Raw genomic sequence first — 15,084 nt, 5'->3', positions numbered from 1 at the left:
TGCCGCGTGAGGCGGTCTACGGCCTGGGCTCGTCGCCCTCGCCGAGCAGCCGGGTCTGCTCCTTGAGCACCTCGACCGCGCGCTCGACCCAGTCCGCGATCACCCGCTGCTGCTCGGGCGTGTAGCGGTCGCCCAGCTCGGCCATCGCCGCGGCCAGGCCCGCGAACACCCGGCCGAACGCGCCGGGCACCGCGCTGATCACCACCCGCCGCCGGTCGTCGGGGTCGGGTTCGCGGCGCACCAGGCCCGCGCGCTCCAGCCGGTCGGCCACGCCGGTGACCGCGCCGGGCGTCAGGTTGATCTCCTTCGCCAGCTCGCCGGCGCTCAGGGGGCCCTTGCTGCCGATGAGCGCGAGCGCGCGCTGGTCCACCGCGGTCACGCCGAGGCGCGCGCCCACCGCCTCGTGGAACGCGACCACCGCCGTGCTCAGCTCGCGCCCGTGGTCCATGGCGGTCACTTTACCTCGGCAGATATTTCAGTACACTGAACTAAAATCTTTACTGACTGAGGGGGTTGGGGTGCGGGAGCTGTCGTTGGCGCTCGACGTGCTGCGCTGGGCGGCCGGGTTCTACCTGCGGCACTGGCGCTGGGTCGTGGGGCTGTCGCTGGTCGCGTCCGCGCAGCGGTTGGTGGTCGTCACCCGGGACCTGCCGCCGGGCCTCGCCCTGGCGTCCGAGGTGCTGGTGGCGGGGGTGCGGGTCGCGCTCGTCGTGCTGGTCTGGCGGGTGGCCGTGCGCGGTGAGCGGCCGGACTGGGCCGGCGCACGGGCGTTCGCCCGGCGGCACTGGCCGTCGCTGGGGTGGCACGTCGTGCTGATGGCGGCGGCGGCCCTGGTGTTCGACGTCGGCCTGGAGGGCGCGGGCGCGCTGCTGCCCGAGGCGTGGCGGCGGACCTACCTGGCCGTGCTGCTGTTCCTGAAGAACCCGACGGTCATCGCGTTCACCGTGCTGTGGTGGGTCGGGGTGGTGCGGCAGGCCGCGCTCGGCGGTGCGGCCGTCAGCCGTCCCGCCCCAGTCGGGTGAGGGCGTCGTCGGTGAGGCGGAAGACGGTCCACTCGTCCTGCGGGACCGCGCCGAGCGACTTGTAGAAGCCGATCGCGGGCGCGTTCCAGTCGAGCACCGACCACTCCAGCCGCGCGTAGCCGCGGGCGACGCACTCCTCGGCCAGGGCCGTCAGCAGCGCCTTGCCGAGGCCGCTGCCGCGGTGCGCCGGCTGGACGTAGAGGTCTTCGAGGTAGATGCCGTGCGTGCCGCGCCACGTGGAGAAGTTGAGGAACCACAGGGCGGTGCCGACGACGCGACCGTCCACTTCGGCCACGTGGCCGAACAGCGCGGGTGCGTCGCGGAAGAGGGCGTCGTGCAGCTGCGCCTCGGTCAACCGGCACTCGTCGCGGGCGCGCTCGTACTCGGCCAGCTCCTCGGCGAGGCGCACGGCGGCGGGCACGTCCTCCGGCCGGATGCGGCGGACCCGGGGGTCAGTCAACGTCGAACTCCCAGGCCGGCACGTTCAGCCGGCGCACCTGGGGGTCGCCGCGCTCGTCGCCGAGCACCGTCGTGCCCGCCGGGTCGAGTCCGAAGTGGACACCCTCGCTGGGCGGCAGGTTGAGCCAGGTGGCGATGAGGACGCGGCTGAAGTGGCCGTGCCCGACCAGCACCACGTCACCGCTCACCAGCGCCTTGCGCGCCGCCTCCAGCACCCGAACGGCCCGCTCGTGCACCAGCTCGGCCGTCTCGCCGCCGGGGGTGGGGTGCGACCACACGGTCCAGCCGGGCACGGTCTCCCGGATCTGCGGCGTGGTCAGGCCCTCGTAGTCGCCGTAGTCCCACTCGGCGAGGTCCTCGGTGCGCTCGACGTCGTGCAGCCCGGCCAGCTCGGCGGTCCGCCAGGCCCGCTGCCGGGGGCTGGCCAGCGCGAGGGCCGGCGGCCGGTCCGTCCCGCGCAACCGCGCGAGCACCGCCCCGGCCCGCCGCGCCTGCTGCACGCCGGTCTCGGTGAGCGGGATGTCGGTGCTCCCCGTGTGCCGCCCGCTCTCGGACCACTCCGTCTGCCCGTGCCGCAGGAGGTACACGTGTGAGGTCACGGGGCCGATCTTACGGACGCCACCCCCGACCCGCCTCGGTGCGACACGTGCTCCGCGCCACGTTCGCGGCTCCGGTTGTCCGAAGTCGCCGCCGGTGGTGAGGCGGGCTCACGAAGGCCGGGCGCGGCGGGGCGGGACAGGCCGCGGACAAGGAAGAGCGCTGACCACCGGGAAGGTCCCCGCTGGTCAGCGCTCCGCGATCGTGCTCAGGCTGCGGCCTTCGTCTCCCAGAAGATCTTGTCGATCTGGGCGATCAGGTCGAGCAGCTCCTGGCCCTTGGCGGGGTCCATGGAGCCCTTGGCGCCGGACGCGCCGGCGGCCTTGGTGGCCCGGTTGAACAGGTCGTGCAGCTCCGGGTACTTCTCGAAGTGCGGCGGCTTGAAGTAGTCGGTCCACAGCACCCACAGGTGGTGCTTCACGAGATCCGACCGCTGCTCCTTGATCAGGATGGCACGGGCGCGGAACTCGGGGTCCTCGTTCGCCTGGTACTTCTCCTGAATCGCCTTGACCGACTCGGCCTCGATCCGGGCCTGGGCCGGGTCGTAAACACCGCACGGGAGGTCGCAGTGCGCGGTGGCCTCCAGGAGCGGGCGGCGGAGTGAACGGATGCGCGACAGAAGTCGCATCTTTCCTCCCTGACAGTGGATGCTCCGACGTGCGGAACCCTACTCCGGGGCCGGGGCGCGAGCAGGTGGAGGTGATCGTTGGCACCGTCGGAGGCCAACCCGTTGCCGCTGGTTCGGGTGGTCGGGCCGTCCATGTCGCCCACCCTGCGGAACGGTGACGTCGTGGTCGTCGCCTACCGGAGACCGCCGAGACCGGGTGATCTCGTGCTGGTCAGGTGGCGCGCCCGGCCCGCGCAGCTGTCGGTCAAGCGGGCCGTGCGCGAGGTCGGCGGGGGGTGGTACGTCGAGAGCGACAACCCCTTCGGGACGACGGACTCGCGGACGCTGGGCGCGGCCGAGGTGGTCGGGGTGGTCCGGTACCGCCTGTGGCCGCGCCCCCGCCGGCTGCGCTGACCGGGCCGCCGTCCCGGCCGCGCGGCCGGGACGGCGACTCAGCCGCGCAGCTTCGCGTACCAGGCCGTGCACTCGTCGTAGGACGGCAGCAGGCCGGCCTCGCGGGCCTCGTCCACCGTCGGCGCGGCGGCGTCCTTGGGCGAGAGCAGGGGCTCCACGTCGGCCGGCCACGGCAGGGGGAGCGACAGCGGGTTGACGGCGCGCTCGGCCTTCGGGTTGAAGCCCTCCGAGCACAGGTACGACGTGACCGTGCCGTCCTCCAGCGCCATCAGCGCGTGGCCGAGGCCCTCGGGGACGTAGACCGAGTTGAACCGGTCGGGCGACAGCTCCACGGCGTCCCACTCGCCGAACGTCGGCGACCCCACCCGCAGGTCCACCACGACGTCGAGCAGCCGGCCGCGCGGGCAGTGCACGTACTTCGACTGGCCGGGCGGCACGTCGGCGTAGTGCAGCCCCCGGACGACCCCGCGCCGCGACTCGCTGTGGTTGGTCTGCGCGACCCGCAGCGGGTGGCCCACGGCCTCGACGAACGCCGCCTCCTGGAACGGTGCGACGAAGAGGCCCCGTTCGTCGGGGAACACCGAAGGTGTGAACTCGAAAGCGCCGGGGATTTTCAACTCACGTGCCTGCATGGCGAACACCCTAGGACCTGCCGGCTCTTGACCGATCCTGCCTGCGGAAACTGACCGGTCGGTGCAGAAAACCGGACGTACGTTCTGCGAAAACCCGCTCTGACCTGCGGAAAGACTGTGACCCCCGTCGCAGACAGCACCCCTTGTCGCTGCCATGCTTGCCCGACACCACCCCCAGGGACGGCGCGCCACCGCGTGCCGGAGCCCGCAGCCAGGCCCCGTCGACCCGCGTGACAACGCCGGTCCCGGTGCGCCGCAGGAATCGCGCACCGCAGGAGGGACTCCCGTGACCGCAGTGAACGAGAAACCGACCACCGCCGAACTCACCGACGACGAGATCTTCAGCGCCCACGAGGGCGGCAAGCTGGGCGTGAGCGTCACCGCCTCGCTGGCCGACTCGCGCGCGCTGTCCATCGCCTACTCGCCCGGCGTGGCCCGGGTCAGCCAGGCCATCGCCGAGGAGCCGGCCCTGGCCGCCCGCTACACGTGGGCGCACCGGCTGGTCGTCGTGGTCAGCGACGGCACCGCCGTGCTGGGCCTGGGCGACATCGGCGCGAGCGCGTCGCTGCCCGTCATGGAGGGCAAGGCGGCCCTGTTCAAGACCTTCGGCGGCCTCGACTCGATCCCGCTGGTGCTCGACACCACGGACGTCGACGAGATCGTGGAGACCCTGGTCCGGCTGCGCCCGTCGTTCGGCGCGGTCAACCTGGAGGACGTCGCCGCGCCGCGCTGCTTCGAGCTGGAGAAGCGGCTGATCGAGGCCCTGGACGTGCCGGTCATGCACGACGACCAGCACGGCACCGCGGTCGTCACGCTGGCCGCGCTGCGCGGCGCCAACACCGTGCTGGGCAAGGACGCCGCGAACCAGCGGGTCGTCATCTCCGGCGCGGGCGCGGCGGGCGTGGCCTGCGCGAACATCCTCCTCGCGGCCGGTGTCGGCGAGGTCGTGATGGTCGACTCGCGCGGCATCGTGCACGAGGGCCGCGACGGGCTCAACCCGGTGAAGGCCGAGCTGGCCTCGCGCACCAACGGCAGCGGCCTGCGCGGCGGCATCGCCGAGGCGCTGCGCGGCGCGGACGTGTTCGTCGGCGTCTCCTCGTCCAGGGTCGGCGAGGACCTGATCGCGAGCATGGCCGACGACGCGGTCGTGTTCGCGCTGTCCAACCCCGACCCGGAGGTCCACCCGGAGGTCGCCGCGCGGCACGCCGCGATCGTCGCCACCGGGCGCAGCGACTTCCCCAACCAGATCAACAACGTGCTCGCGTTCCCCGGCATCTTCCGCGGCGCGCTGGACGCGGGCGCCACCCGGATCACCGAGAACATGAAGCTCGCCGCGGCGGACGCCATCGCGGCCGTGGCCTCGGACGACCTGGCCGCGGACCGCATCGTGCCGAGCGCCCTCGACCCGCGCGTCGGACCTGAAGTGGCCACCGCCGTGGCCTTGGCAGCCCGCCAGGACGGAGTAGCCTGACCGGTGTCGGAGTCGGGAGAGCTCCGGCCGCAGAGCCCACACCCCTCGACAAGGCAACGAACTCACTAACGTGACGTTTCGTTAGCCCGTTGGGGGGTGGGCGATGACGCTCCGAAGCGCTACCGTCCCTCCCCACGGGTGAATATTGCCCGTGGAGAGGGGCACCCCGTCAGGGGTCTGCGGTCGGGTGCGGTCGGGCCGGTCATCCCTGCCGTGAACACGGGAAGGTGGGACCGTGCCCAAGCGGGTTGGACGGGCTCCTGTGGTGCTCGACCCTGCGCGCCCGCCGGACGGCGGGGTGGCGCTGGACGGCCTGGCGATGCCCGAGGCACCCACGCTGCTGTGCGACCCCAAGGGCGTCGTCATGCGCGCCAACCCCGCCGCGGTCGAGCTGGCCCGCGTCCCCTCCGCCGACCACCTGGTCGGCCGCCCGCTCGGCGAGCTGCTGCTCGGCGACCACGACGACCTGCGCCTGCACCGCGGCGACGGCGCGCTCCTGCCGGTCCGCGCGGTCCGGATGCCCGTGCCCGGCACGGGCCTGCACGCCGTGCTCCTGGTCGACGTCTCCGACCTGGCCAGGGCCGCCGAGGACCTGCGCGACGAGCAGCGCAGGCTGCGCACCGTGCAGCGGGTCGCGCAGATCGGCTCGTGGGAGTACGACCCGGACACCGGCGTCACGGTCTGGTCCGAGACCCACTACGAGATGATGGGCCTCAAGCCCGACGAGGTCGTGCCCGGCGCGCAGGCCGTGCTGGACGTGGTGCACCCCGACGACTACGACATGGTCGCCAGCTACTGGTCCAACCGGGAGCTGGACGGCAACCCCATCGACATCGTCTACCGCATCTACCGGCCCGACGGCGACCTGCGCTGGATCAGGGGCGTCGCCGAGGCGAAGCTGCGCTCGGACGGGCGCACCCAGTTCATCACCGGCTACATCCGCGACATCACCGACCAGTGGCGCTCCGACCGCGCCCTGGAGACCGAGCGCGCCCGGCTGCTGGAGGCGCAGCGCATCGCGCGCATGGGCAGCTGGAGCTACGAGGCGTCGCCCGTCGCGGCGCAGCCCGGCCGGGTCCACCGCAGCGAGGTGCTGCTGGAGATGTACGCCGAGCTGGGCGTCCTCCCCGACGACGACCTGCTGTGCGGCGTGCACCCGGAGGACCGGGGCCGGCTGGAGGACCTGCGCCGCGCGCTGCTGCGCCCCCGGGACGGCGACCCGGACGCGGGCCGCACGCTGGAGGTGGAGGTGCGCAGCGAGCTGGGCGACCGCGTCTACGTGTGCCGCGCCCGCGCCGAGTTCGAGGGCGGCCGGGTCCGCCGGCTGCACGGCACCGTCCAGGACGTGACCGACGCCCGCGCGCTGGAGCGCCAGCTGCGCGAGGACCGGCGGCGGCTCGCCGACGCGCAGAAGGCCGCGCAGCTCGGCGTGTGGGAGTGGAACCTCCAGACCGGCGACGTGCTGTGGTCGGACATGATGACGCTGCTGTTCGGCGTGCCGCGCGAGGAGCACACCCGCTACCAGACCTACCTGGACCTGGTGCACCCCGAGGACCGCGCCTGGGTCGACGACCTGTGGCAGCAGCTGGCGACCGGGGAGCGGCCGATCCAGCTGGAGCACCGCATCGTGCGCCGGGACGGCGCGGTGCGCGTGTTCCGCTGCTACGGCGTGGTGGTCAAGGGCCCGGACGGGCTCCCGCTGGCCGTCGGCACCGCCCAGGACATCACCGAGCAGCGCGCGACCGAGACCCGGATGAAGAGGTCGAGCCAGCGGTTCGCCGACCTGGTGTCGCTCACGCCCGTCGGCATCGGCCTGTTCGACGAGGGCGAGCGGCTCGTCGACGCCAACGACGCCCTGTGCGACCTGCTCGGCATGGACCTGGAGCAGCTGCGCGGGATGACCGCGGGCGACCTCACGCACCCCGACGACGTCGGCAACCCGCTGCCGTCGATCGACGAGATGTCCGCGGTGGGCGCCGAGCGCACGCACAAGGTGCCGCAGCGCATCCTGGTGCGCCGCGACGGCGTGCAGGTCTACTGCGAGCTGCACGTCGCGCTGTCCGTGCAGGACGACGGCCGCCGGTTCTGGCTGATCGTCTTCCAGGACATCACCGAGCGCCGCCGCACCGCCGAGGCGCTGCGCCACCAGGCCACGCACGACGAGCTGACCGGCCTGCCCAACCGGGCGCTGGTCAAGGAGATGCTCGGGACGCTGCTGGAGTCGCCGGAGCGGTCGAAGGTGGCCGTGCTGTTCTGCGACATCGACAACTTCAAGCGGGTCAACGACTCGCTGGGCCACGACGCGGGCGACGAGCTGCTGGTCGCGCTGGCCCGCCGGCTGGAGGGCGGCCTGCCGGACGGCTGCACGGCGGCCAGGCTGTCCGGCGACGAGTACGTGATCATCTGCGAGAACATCGACCACGTCGGCGGCGTGGACAAGCTGGCGACCACGGTGGCGAGCCTGCTGCGCACGGTGGTGCCGGTGCACGGGCAGCTGGTGCGGGTGTCGGCGTCGATCGGCGCGGCGGTGCCCAACGGGTCCCGGGCGACCGGCAACGACCTGCTGCGGTTCGCGGACGCGGCGATGTTCGAGGCGAAGCGGTCCGGCGCGGGCCGGGTGTCGCTGGCGTCGGCGGCGCTGATCGCGTCGGCGGACCGGCAGGTGCACCTGGAGGGGCAGCTGCGCGAAGCGCTCCAGCACGACGGGTTGGCGCTGCACTTCCAGCCGGTGGTCGGCGTGGACGGGTCGGTGCAGACGGCGGAGGCGCTGGTGCGCTGGCCGCACCCGGACCGCGGCCTGCTGCCGCCGGACATCTTCCTGCCGGTGGCCGAGCAGGGCGACCTGCTGCGCGAGCTGGACCGGTGGGTGCTGCGCACGGCGCTGAAGGAGGCGTCGACGTGGCCGTCGCCGGGCGACCAGCCGGTGTCGGTGGCGGTGAACCTGGCCGGCCTGGTGCCGGGCGACCCGGAGTTCGTCGACATCGTCGCCGACACGATCGCCGAGACCGGCATCGCGTGGGACCGGGTGGTGCTGGAGCTGGTCGAGACCGCCCTGGTGGACCTGCCCTCGCGGGTGCGGCAGTCGATGGACGAGCTGGTCGAGCGCGGCATCCGGTTCGCCGTCGACGACTTCGGCACCGGCTACTCGTCGCTGGCGCGGCTCAAGGACCTCCCGGCGCAGATCATCAAGGTCGACCGGCGGTTCGTGTCCGGCGTGGGCAACGACTCGTCGGACTTCGCGGTGGCGCGGGCCGTGGTGGACATGGCGCGGGCGATGGGCCGCAAGTGCGTGGCCGAGGGCGTGGAGACCGCGACCCAGTTCCACGTGCTGCGCGGCGTCGGCGTGGACGCCTACCAGGGCTGGCTGTTCTCCCGACCGGTGCCGCCGAAGGAGTTCCGCGCGATCCTCGCCCTCGGACCCCTGCACATACCCCGCGCCGGTTGATCCGCGATACTCCACGATCGGGTGACGGCCGGCAGTGGGGGGACGTGCGTGGACCCGGAACGGATGATCGCGGACCTGGAGGCGAAGGCGCGTGACCTCGCCCGGCGTTCGCGCGAGGTGCGCGAGGGCATCCGCGCCGCGTCGGCCACCGCCTCCTCGCCGGACGGCGCGGTGACCGTGACCGTCGCCCCCAACGGGGCGCTGCGCGACATCGCGTTCGCCCGGTCCGGCGAGGTGCCCGACGAGCTGCTGGGCGAGCTGGTGCTGGCGACCGTCCGCCGGGCGCAGGCCGAGGTGGCGCGCCGGGTGGCCGAGGTCGTCGAGCCCGAGTTCGGCGGCACCGAGGCGATGGACTTCCTGACCGGCTTCCTCCCGGCCGACGAGCCGGTGGCGCGCGTGCCGCTGCTGCCGCCGCCCGCCGTGCGCGCGGAGGAGGTGCCGGACGCCGCCCCCGACCTGCCGCTGCCGCGCAGCCTGCGGGGCTGGGACGAACCGGACCGGCGCGAACCGGACCGGCGCGAACCGGACGAGGGCGGGGGGACGGCCCGGCGGTGAGCGACCTCGACCTGCGCGCGCACGCCGGCGGCTCCCGCTCCGGCGACCCCGGCGGCTCCCGGTCGGACGGGGTGGCCGCCGGCCTGGCCCGCGCCGACCTGGGCGGTGACGCGTTCGGCCTGCTGCTGCGCCCCTTCGCCGAGGACGCCGCCCGCGTCGTCGACGACGTCCGCCGCGCGCTGGTCGACAGCCGGGTCGACGCCCCGAGGTGCGGGGGTACGGCCGCGCCGGGCCGCGGGCTGGCCGCCGCCTGGCTGGACACGCTGGGCCTCGCGCTGGACCCGTTCGAGGCGCTCGACGCGGCCGGGGTGGGCTGGCTGGTCGAGCACGTGCGCTTCCTGCGCGCCCCGCTGGACTGGCTGGAGGGCGACGGCGCGCGGATCAAGGAGGCGGTCGCGCGCTGGCGGCAGGCGTCGCTCGACCTGGACCGCCTCGCCCGCGACCGCCGCTACGAGGTGCGCGTCGAGGTGACCGGCTGGGCGCCGCGCGCGGCCGAGGCGTTCCGGCGGGCGCGGCTGGAGTCGGCGGACGAGGCCGAGGAGGCGTCCCGCGCCTGCGCCGCGGTCGCCGACCACGTGTCCACGGCGGGCACCGTCACCGCCGCCGTGCGCGGCATGGTGCGCGACCTCGTCGTCCTGTTCGCCCGCGAGGCGGTCCGCAACGCCGCGGTGGCGCTGGCGGCGGCGGAGGCGAGCGCCGGGGCGTCGGTGGCGGCGTTCGCGGCGTGGGCGGTCGGCCGGGCGGCGGCGGTGCTGGAGCGGATCACCGAGCAGGTGCTGAAGCTGCTGCGCGCGGTCGCCCGCATCCTGGGCAGGCTGGAGGAGCTGGCGGCCTCGCTCGGGGCGCCCCCGTCACCGAACCCCTGAGCCGCAGTAGCCCTTGAGCCCCGCAGGCCCGGGGCCGTCAGCGCGCCGACTCGGCGACCAGCGGCAGCAGGGCGGCGATCCGGTGGCGCGGCAGGTCGATCAGCCGCAGCTCCAGGTCGTCCGACTCGCCCACCGCCTCCTCGATCCGCTGCCTCGCCTCGCGCTTGGTCAGCGCGCCGCGCGACGCCGTGACCAGCGCCTCGCGCCACACGTTGCCGAGCTTGCCGTGCGCCCGCACCAGCACCTCGCGCACGGCCAGGCCACCGGTGTCCAGGGTCCCCGCGAGCACCTGGTCGGCCACCACGACGCAGTGCTTGCCGTCCGGCGTGGACCGCAGGTACCGCAGCGCGAACCTGGTGCCCACCAACGAGGCCAGGCCCTTCTGCCCCTTCTCGGACGCCACGTCGGGGTGGTTGTTCGGCACCAGCGCGGCCATCCGGCCCGGCGAGCAGGCGAGCAGGGTGCGCAGCAGCCACGGCCCGGGGTCGCCGGACAGGTCCACCGCGAGCGACGCCGCGCCCTTGCCGACCGGCTCCGCCCAGCCGGGCCGACGCGGCTTCGGCGGCGGCGAGGACTCCGGGCGCGGGGCGAGGTCCACCAGCGCCTCCAACGCCTCCGACCCGGGACCGGACGCCTCCACCGACTGCGGGCCGTGCGTGTAGATGGAGGTGCGCGCGGGCGCCACCGGTCGGCGCGACGTGGGCCGGCACACGTACAGGTCGGCCGCGCTGCCGATGGCCTGCGCGCCGTCGAACCGGTGGAACGCGGGCAGGATCGCCTCGAACACGAGCCCGAGCCGTTGCAGCTCCTGCTGCACCTTCAGCCCCAGCGCGGGCGTGCGGTCGCTGAACCCGTGCGCCAGCAGCACCCGCCCGCGGCCCGGGTCGGCGAGGCACTCGACGGCCCGCCCGGCGAACAGCGCCATGCCCTCCGGCGTGTAGGGCGGGTCGCTGAACACCAGGTCCGCCGACTCCAGCACGGCGGGCGGCAGGCCGAACCGGAAGTCCGCGTGCACGGTGGTGATCGACAGGCCGCGTTCGGCGGCCCGCGCGTCCACGTACTCCAGCAGCCGGTCGTCCACGTCGACCACGACCACCCGCACGTCGGGGTTCACCGAGCACACCGCGAGCGAGGTGAGGTCGTGGTCGCCCAGGCACAGCAGCGTGCGGCCGGCCAGGTCGTAGGTGGTGTCCAGCCACAGCGCGCGCTTCAGCGCGGTCTCCGCCGTCGCCTGCACGTGGTCCAGCGCGGCCAGCGGCGGCGGCACGTCGGCGATGTCGGCGAGGATCGTGCGCAGCTGCGCGGTGTGCCGGGACAGCAGCGCGCCGAACGGGTCCACGAGGTCGTCGCCGCCCACGCCGAACCCGGCGTAGTCGGCGGCGTGCGCGGGGGAGAGCCGGTACCGGTCGCCGTCGGTGTCCAGGTCGTCGCCGATCGCGGTCAGCAGCTCCTGCACGGTGCGCCGGGGCACCGCCGGGAGCCGCACCAGCTCGGCCAACGGGTGCCAGTCGCCGGCGAGCAGGTCGACGACGCGGCGGAGCCCTCGGGCGTGCGCGCCGCGCTCGGCCAGGAGCGCGCGGACTAGTTCGGTTGCCACAACCGGTGCAGCCTACTGACCGGAATCTGGAACGCCGTGCCACGGTCGGGCTAACGGGCTAGGGTCGACCGACGCTTGACGACCATCGGCGAGAGGACCCCGGGTGATCGAGTTCCGCGACGTGACCAAGCGGTTCGACGGCGGGACCACGGCGGTGGACGGGCTGGACCTCGTGGTGGAGGCGGGCACGATCACGGTCTTCGTAGGACCGTCGGGCTGCGGCAAGACCACGTCGCTGCGCATGGTCAACCGGATGATCGACCCCACCTCCGGCACGATCCTGGTGGACGGCGAGGACGTCTCCGACGTGGACCCGCCGACCCTGCGCCGCGGCATCGGGTACGTCATCCAGCAGGCCGGCCTGTTCCCGCACCGCACGGTGCTGGACAACGTCGCCACCGTGCCGCTGCTCACCGGCTGGACGCGCCGCAGGGCCCGCGAGCGCGCCGCCGAGCTGCTGGAGCTGGTGGGCCTGCCCGCCGAGCTGGGCCGCCGCTACCCCGCGCAGCTCTCCGGCGGCCAGCAGCAGCGCGTCGGCGTGGCGCGCGCGCTCGCCGCGGACCCGCCCGTGCTGCTGATGGACGAGCCGTTCAGCGCCGTCGACCCGGTGGTGCGCGAGGGGTTGCAGGACGAGCTGCTGCGGCTCCAGGCCGAGCTGGACAAGACCATCGTGTTCGTCACGCACGACATCGACGAGGCCGTGCGCATCGGCGAGAAGGTCGCGGTGTTCCGGACCGGCGGCGTGCTCGCCCAGTACGCGCCGCCCGTCGAGCTGCTGACCCGTCCCGCGGACGACTTCGTCGCGTCCTTCGTCGGCAAGGACCGCGGCTACCGCAGCCTGTCCTTCGTGGACCCCTCCGGCGTGGTGGTGTCGGACGTGCCCACCGTGCCGGAGGGGTCGCCCGCCGCGCCCGGCGACGGGTGGCGGCTCGTCGTGGACGCCGACAAGAGGCCGCAGGGCTGGGTCGCGCCCGACGGCGCCGCGGTGCCCGGCGGCTCGCTCTACGAGGTGGGCGCGCCCGTGCGCGGCGCCCTGGACGCGGCGCTGTCCTCGCCGTCGCGGCTCGGCGTGGCCGTCGACGCCGGCGGCAGGCTGGCCGGCGTCGTCACCGCCCGGCAGGTCCTCGACGTGATCGAGGGCCGCCGTGGGTGACGTCGTGACCTACCTGAGCGACGCCGGCACCCGCGCGGCGCTGCTCGACATGCTCCTCGACCACGTCTACCTGTCGCTGGTGCCGCTGGTCGTGTCCGTGCTGCTGGCGATCGTCCTCGGCCTGCTGTGCCACCGGTTCCGCCGGCTCAACGCGGCGCTGATCGGCGTGTCGAACATCGTCTACACGATCCCGTCGCTGGCCCTGTTCGCGATCATCCCGGCGATCCTCGGCACCCGGGTGCTCGACCCGCTCAACGTCGTCATCGCGCTCACCGTCTACACGACCGCGCTGCTCGTGCGCCCCGTCGCCGAGGCGCTCGACGCGGTGCCCGCGCACGTCACGGCCGCCGCCACCGCGATGGGCTTCCGGCCGGTGCGCCGCTTCCTCACCGTGGAGCTGCCGCTGTCCGTGCCGGTGCTCGCGGCCGGCGTGCGGGTCGGTTCGGTCAGCAACATCAGCCTGGTCAGCGTCGGCGCGCTCATCGGCACCGGCGGCCTCGGCACGCTGTTCACCGACGGGTTCCGCCAGCGCTACCTCGCGCCGATCGTCATCGGCATCGTGCTGACCCTGCTGCTGGCCCTCGTGGTCGACCTGCTGCTGGTGCTGCTGCGCAACCGGCTCACCCCGTGGGCGGGGGTGACCAGGTGATCTTCGCGGACGCGCTCGCGTGGCTGCTGGACCCGGCCAACTGGACCGGCACCAAGTCCATCCCGGTGCGGGTGGGCACCCACCTGCTGTACTGCCTCGGCGCGGTCCTGGGCGCGGCGGCCGTCGCCGTGCCGCTCGGGCTGTTCGTCGGCCACACGGGCCGCGGCGGCGTCGTGCTCGTCGGCACGGGCAACGCCCTGCGCGCCCTGCCCACCCTCGGCCTGGTCACGTTCCTGTACCTGGTCGCGGGCGGCGGCACGGCCGGCGTGCTGATCGGGTTGGTCGTGCTGGCCGTCCCGCCGATCCTGGCGGGCACCTACGCGGGCATCCAGGACGTCGACCGCGGGGTCGTGGACGCGGCGCGCGGCATGGGCATGACCGGCGCGCAGCGGCTGTGGCGGGTCGAGGTGCCCAACGCGCTGCCGCTGCTGGTGGGCGGTCTGCGCAACGCCACGCTCCAGGTCGTCGCGACCGCCTCGGTCGCGGCGTACGTGGGCATCGAGACGCTGGGGCGTCCGCTGCTCGACGGGCTGCGGGTGCTGGACTACGGGCAGTTCGTGGGCGGCGCGGTCCTCATCGCGCTGCTCGCGGTCGCGCTCGACGTCCTGCTCGCGCTCGTCGGTCGGCTGGTCGTGCCGACGGGTTTGCGGGTGTCCGCGCGTGCCGCGCGGGGACCGTCGAGGCGTCGGCGCCGGGAGGAACCGGTGCTCGTCGATTCAGGAGGAAGCACGGCATGAAGCGCACGTTGGCCGTCATCGTCGCGTCGGCCGCACTGGTGGTCTCCGCCTGCGGGTCCGCGGAGGACCTGAGCGGGAGCGACCAGCAGGCCGCGTCGGGTGAGGTCGTGGTCGGCTCGGCCGACTTCACCGAGAACAAGATCCTCGCCGAGATCTACGCGGGGGCGCTGAACGCCGCCGGTGGGAAGGCGACGGTCAAGGCCGGCATCGGCGCCCGCGAACTGCTCGTCAAGGCGTTGCAGGACAAGTCGCTCGGCGTGGTGCCGGAGTACACGGGCAACCTGCTCAACTACTTCGACAAGGCCAACACCGCCACCGAGGCGGAGGAGGTCTACGCGGCGCTGAAGTCGAAGACGCCGTCCGGCCTGGAGGTGCTGGCCAAGTCCGAGGCGGAGGACAAGGACGTCCTGGTGGTCACCAAGGCCACCGCGGACAGCGGCGTGAAGTCCATCGCCGACCTCGGCTCGGGCAAGTACGTGCTCGGCGCGGCGGGCGAGTGGGCCCAGCGCTGGGAGAGCAAGGTCAACGAGCTGTACGGGGTCTCGTTCACCGAGATCAAGACCACCGACGCGGGCGGCCCGATCACCGTGGACGCGCTGAAGAACGGCACCGTGCAGGTGATCAACCTCTACACGACGTCGGCCGACATCGCGGCGAACGACTTCGTCGAGCTGGAGGACCCGAAGGTCATGTACCCGGCGCAGAACATCGTGCCGCTGCTGCGGTCCGACGCGGTCGACGCCAAGGGCAAGGCGGCGCTGGACAAGGTCTCGGCGGCGCTCACCACCGAGAACCTCGCCGACCTCGTGAAGCAGGTGGACGTGGACAAGAAGACCGCGGCCAACGTGGCCGCCGAGTTCCTCAAGACCGTCTCGTTCTA

The 15,084-nt window shown here is 73.8% G+C and carries 16 protein-coding genes; 10 read left to right on the top strand and 6 right to left on the bottom strand.

Features of this window, described 5'->3' with window-relative positions:
* Positions 1-16 precede the first annotated feature (16 nt).
* A complete protein-coding gene (locus tag ACR807_RS27255) occupies positions 17-448 on the bottom strand; it encodes a MarR family winged helix-turn-helix transcriptional regulator (RefSeq protein ID WP_438924276.1) in 432 nt (143 codons plus the stop codon).
* Between the two features lie 70 nt (positions 449-518).
* On the opposite strand from ACR807_RS27255, the gene ACR807_RS27250 reads away from it, so the two are divergent.
* Positions 519-1,022: a hypothetical protein gene (locus tag ACR807_RS27250; protein ID WP_438924275.1), complete on the top strand. Its 504-nt coding sequence runs from the start codon at positions 519-521 to the stop codon at positions 1,020-1,022.
* Here the strand turns inward: ACR807_RS27250 and ACR807_RS27245 are convergent.
* From ACR807_RS27245 to sodN, 3 genes are all read right to left on the bottom strand, one after another.
* A complete protein-coding gene (locus ACR807_RS27245; RefSeq protein WP_438924274.1) occupies positions 997-1,482 on the bottom strand; it encodes a GNAT family N-acetyltransferase in 486 nt (161 codons plus the stop codon). The genes ACR807_RS27250 and ACR807_RS27245 overlap by 26 nt on opposite strands.
* Positions 1,475-2,080, bottom strand: a complete 606-nt coding sequence (locus ACR807_RS27240; RefSeq protein WP_438924273.1) for a histidine phosphatase family protein — start codon at positions 2,078-2,080, stop codon at positions 1,475-1,477. Before ACR807_RS27240 ends, ACR807_RS27245 begins: the two co-directional genes overlap by 8 nt.
* Before the next feature lie 206 nt (positions 2,081-2,286).
* A complete protein-coding gene (gene sodN, locus ACR807_RS27235; protein WP_306748469.1) occupies positions 2,287-2,706 on the bottom strand; it encodes a superoxide dismutase, Ni in 420 nt (139 codons plus the stop codon).
* A gap of 78 nt (positions 2,707-2,784) precedes the next feature.
* Here sodN and ACR807_RS27230 point away from each other — a divergent pair, with 78 nt between their 5' ends.
* Complete coding sequence (locus ACR807_RS27230) at positions 2,785-3,099, top strand: S24 family peptidase (RefSeq protein WP_438924272.1); 315 nt, start codon at positions 2,785-2,787, stop codon at positions 3,097-3,099.
* A 38-nt stretch (positions 3,100-3,137) separates the two neighbouring features.
* On the opposite strand, the gene ACR807_RS27225 is transcribed toward ACR807_RS27230, so the two are convergent.
* The gene (locus tag ACR807_RS27225; RefSeq protein WP_438924271.1) at positions 3,138-3,731 is read right to left on the bottom strand and encodes a dTDP-4-dehydrorhamnose 3,5-epimerase family protein; all 594 of its coding nucleotides are present in this window, start codon (positions 3,729-3,731) and stop codon (positions 3,138-3,140) included.
* A 286-nt stretch (positions 3,732-4,017) separates the two neighbouring features.
* Here ACR807_RS27225 and ACR807_RS27220 point away from each other — a divergent pair, with 286 nt between their 5' ends.
* From ACR807_RS27220 to ACR807_RS27205, 4 genes are all read left to right on the top strand, one after another.
* Entirely contained in the window at positions 4,018-5,202 is a 1,185-nt protein-coding gene (locus ACR807_RS27220) for an NAD(P)-dependent malic enzyme (protein ID WP_438924270.1), read from the top strand.
* Positions 5,203-5,437: 235 nt separating this feature from the next.
* Entirely contained in the window at positions 5,438-8,647 is a 3,210-nt protein-coding gene (locus tag ACR807_RS27215; protein ID WP_438924269.1) for a sensor domain-containing protein, read from the top strand.
* Positions 8,648-8,695: 48 nt separating this feature from the next.
* Complete coding sequence (locus ACR807_RS27210; protein WP_438924268.1) at positions 8,696-9,202, top strand: YbaB/EbfC family nucleoid-associated protein; 507 nt, start codon at positions 8,696-8,698, stop codon at positions 9,200-9,202.
* Positions 9,199-10,068, top strand: a complete 870-nt coding sequence (locus tag ACR807_RS27205) for a hypothetical protein (protein WP_438924267.1) — start codon at positions 9,199-9,201, stop codon at positions 10,066-10,068. The genes ACR807_RS27210 and ACR807_RS27205 overlap by 4 nt, the downstream gene beginning before the upstream one ends.
* Positions 10,069-10,105: 37 nt before the next feature.
* Here ACR807_RS27205 and ACR807_RS27200 read toward each other — a convergent pair whose 3' ends face one another.
* A complete protein-coding gene (locus ACR807_RS27200; RefSeq protein ID WP_438924266.1) occupies positions 10,106-11,665 on the bottom strand; it encodes a bis-aminopropyl spermidine synthase family protein in 1,560 nt (519 codons plus the stop codon).
* Positions 11,666-11,768: 103 nt separating this feature from the next.
* On the opposite strand from ACR807_RS27200, the gene ACR807_RS27195 reads away from it, so the two are divergent.
* The 4 genes from ACR807_RS27195 to ACR807_RS27180 all read left to right on the top strand — a co-directional run.
* Positions 11,769-12,818: an ABC transporter ATP-binding protein gene (locus tag ACR807_RS27195; RefSeq protein ID WP_438924265.1), complete on the top strand. Its 1,050-nt coding sequence runs from the start codon at positions 11,769-11,771 to the stop codon at positions 12,816-12,818.
* Positions 12,811-13,467 carry an ABC transporter permease gene (locus tag ACR807_RS27190; RefSeq protein ID WP_438924264.1) on the top strand — a complete coding sequence of 219 codons (657 nt, stop codon included), beginning with the start codon at positions 12,811-12,813 and terminating at the stop codon, positions 13,465-13,467. The genes ACR807_RS27195 and ACR807_RS27190 overlap by 8 nt, the downstream gene beginning before the upstream one ends.
* Positions 13,467-14,204 carry an ABC transporter permease gene (locus ACR807_RS27185; RefSeq protein ID WP_438924295.1) on the top strand — a complete coding sequence of 246 codons (738 nt, stop codon included), beginning with the start codon at positions 13,467-13,469 and terminating at the stop codon, positions 14,202-14,204. The genes ACR807_RS27190 and ACR807_RS27185 overlap by 1 nt, the downstream gene beginning before the upstream one ends.
* Positions 14,201-15,084 (top strand): ABC transporter substrate-binding protein (locus ACR807_RS27180; protein ID WP_438924263.1); only part of this gene is annotated, 884 nt, incomplete at its 3' end. The genes ACR807_RS27185 and ACR807_RS27180, both read left to right, overlap by 4 nt.

This window comes from Saccharothrix sabaoui (assembly GCF_051756985.1).
In the GTDB taxonomy this organism is placed as follows: Bacteria; Actinomycetota; Actinomycetes; order Mycobacteriales; family Pseudonocardiaceae; genus Actinosynnema.
This window is presented reverse-complemented; position numbering and strand designations above follow the sequence as displayed.

Bases quoted from the DNA above. Each gene is read 5' to 3' on its own strand.
- ACR807_RS27255 (WP_438924276.1), bottom strand. From the start codon at position 448: ATGGACCACGGGCGCGAGCTGAGCACGGCGGTGGTCGCGTTCCACGAG.
- ACR807_RS27225 (WP_438924271.1), bottom strand. From the start codon at position 3,731: ATGCAGGCACGTGAGTTGAAAATCCCCGGCGCTTTCGAGTTCACACCT.
- sodN (WP_306748469.1), bottom strand. From the start codon at position 2,706: ATGCGACTTCTGTCGCGCATCCGTTCACTCCGCCGCCCGCTCCTGGAG.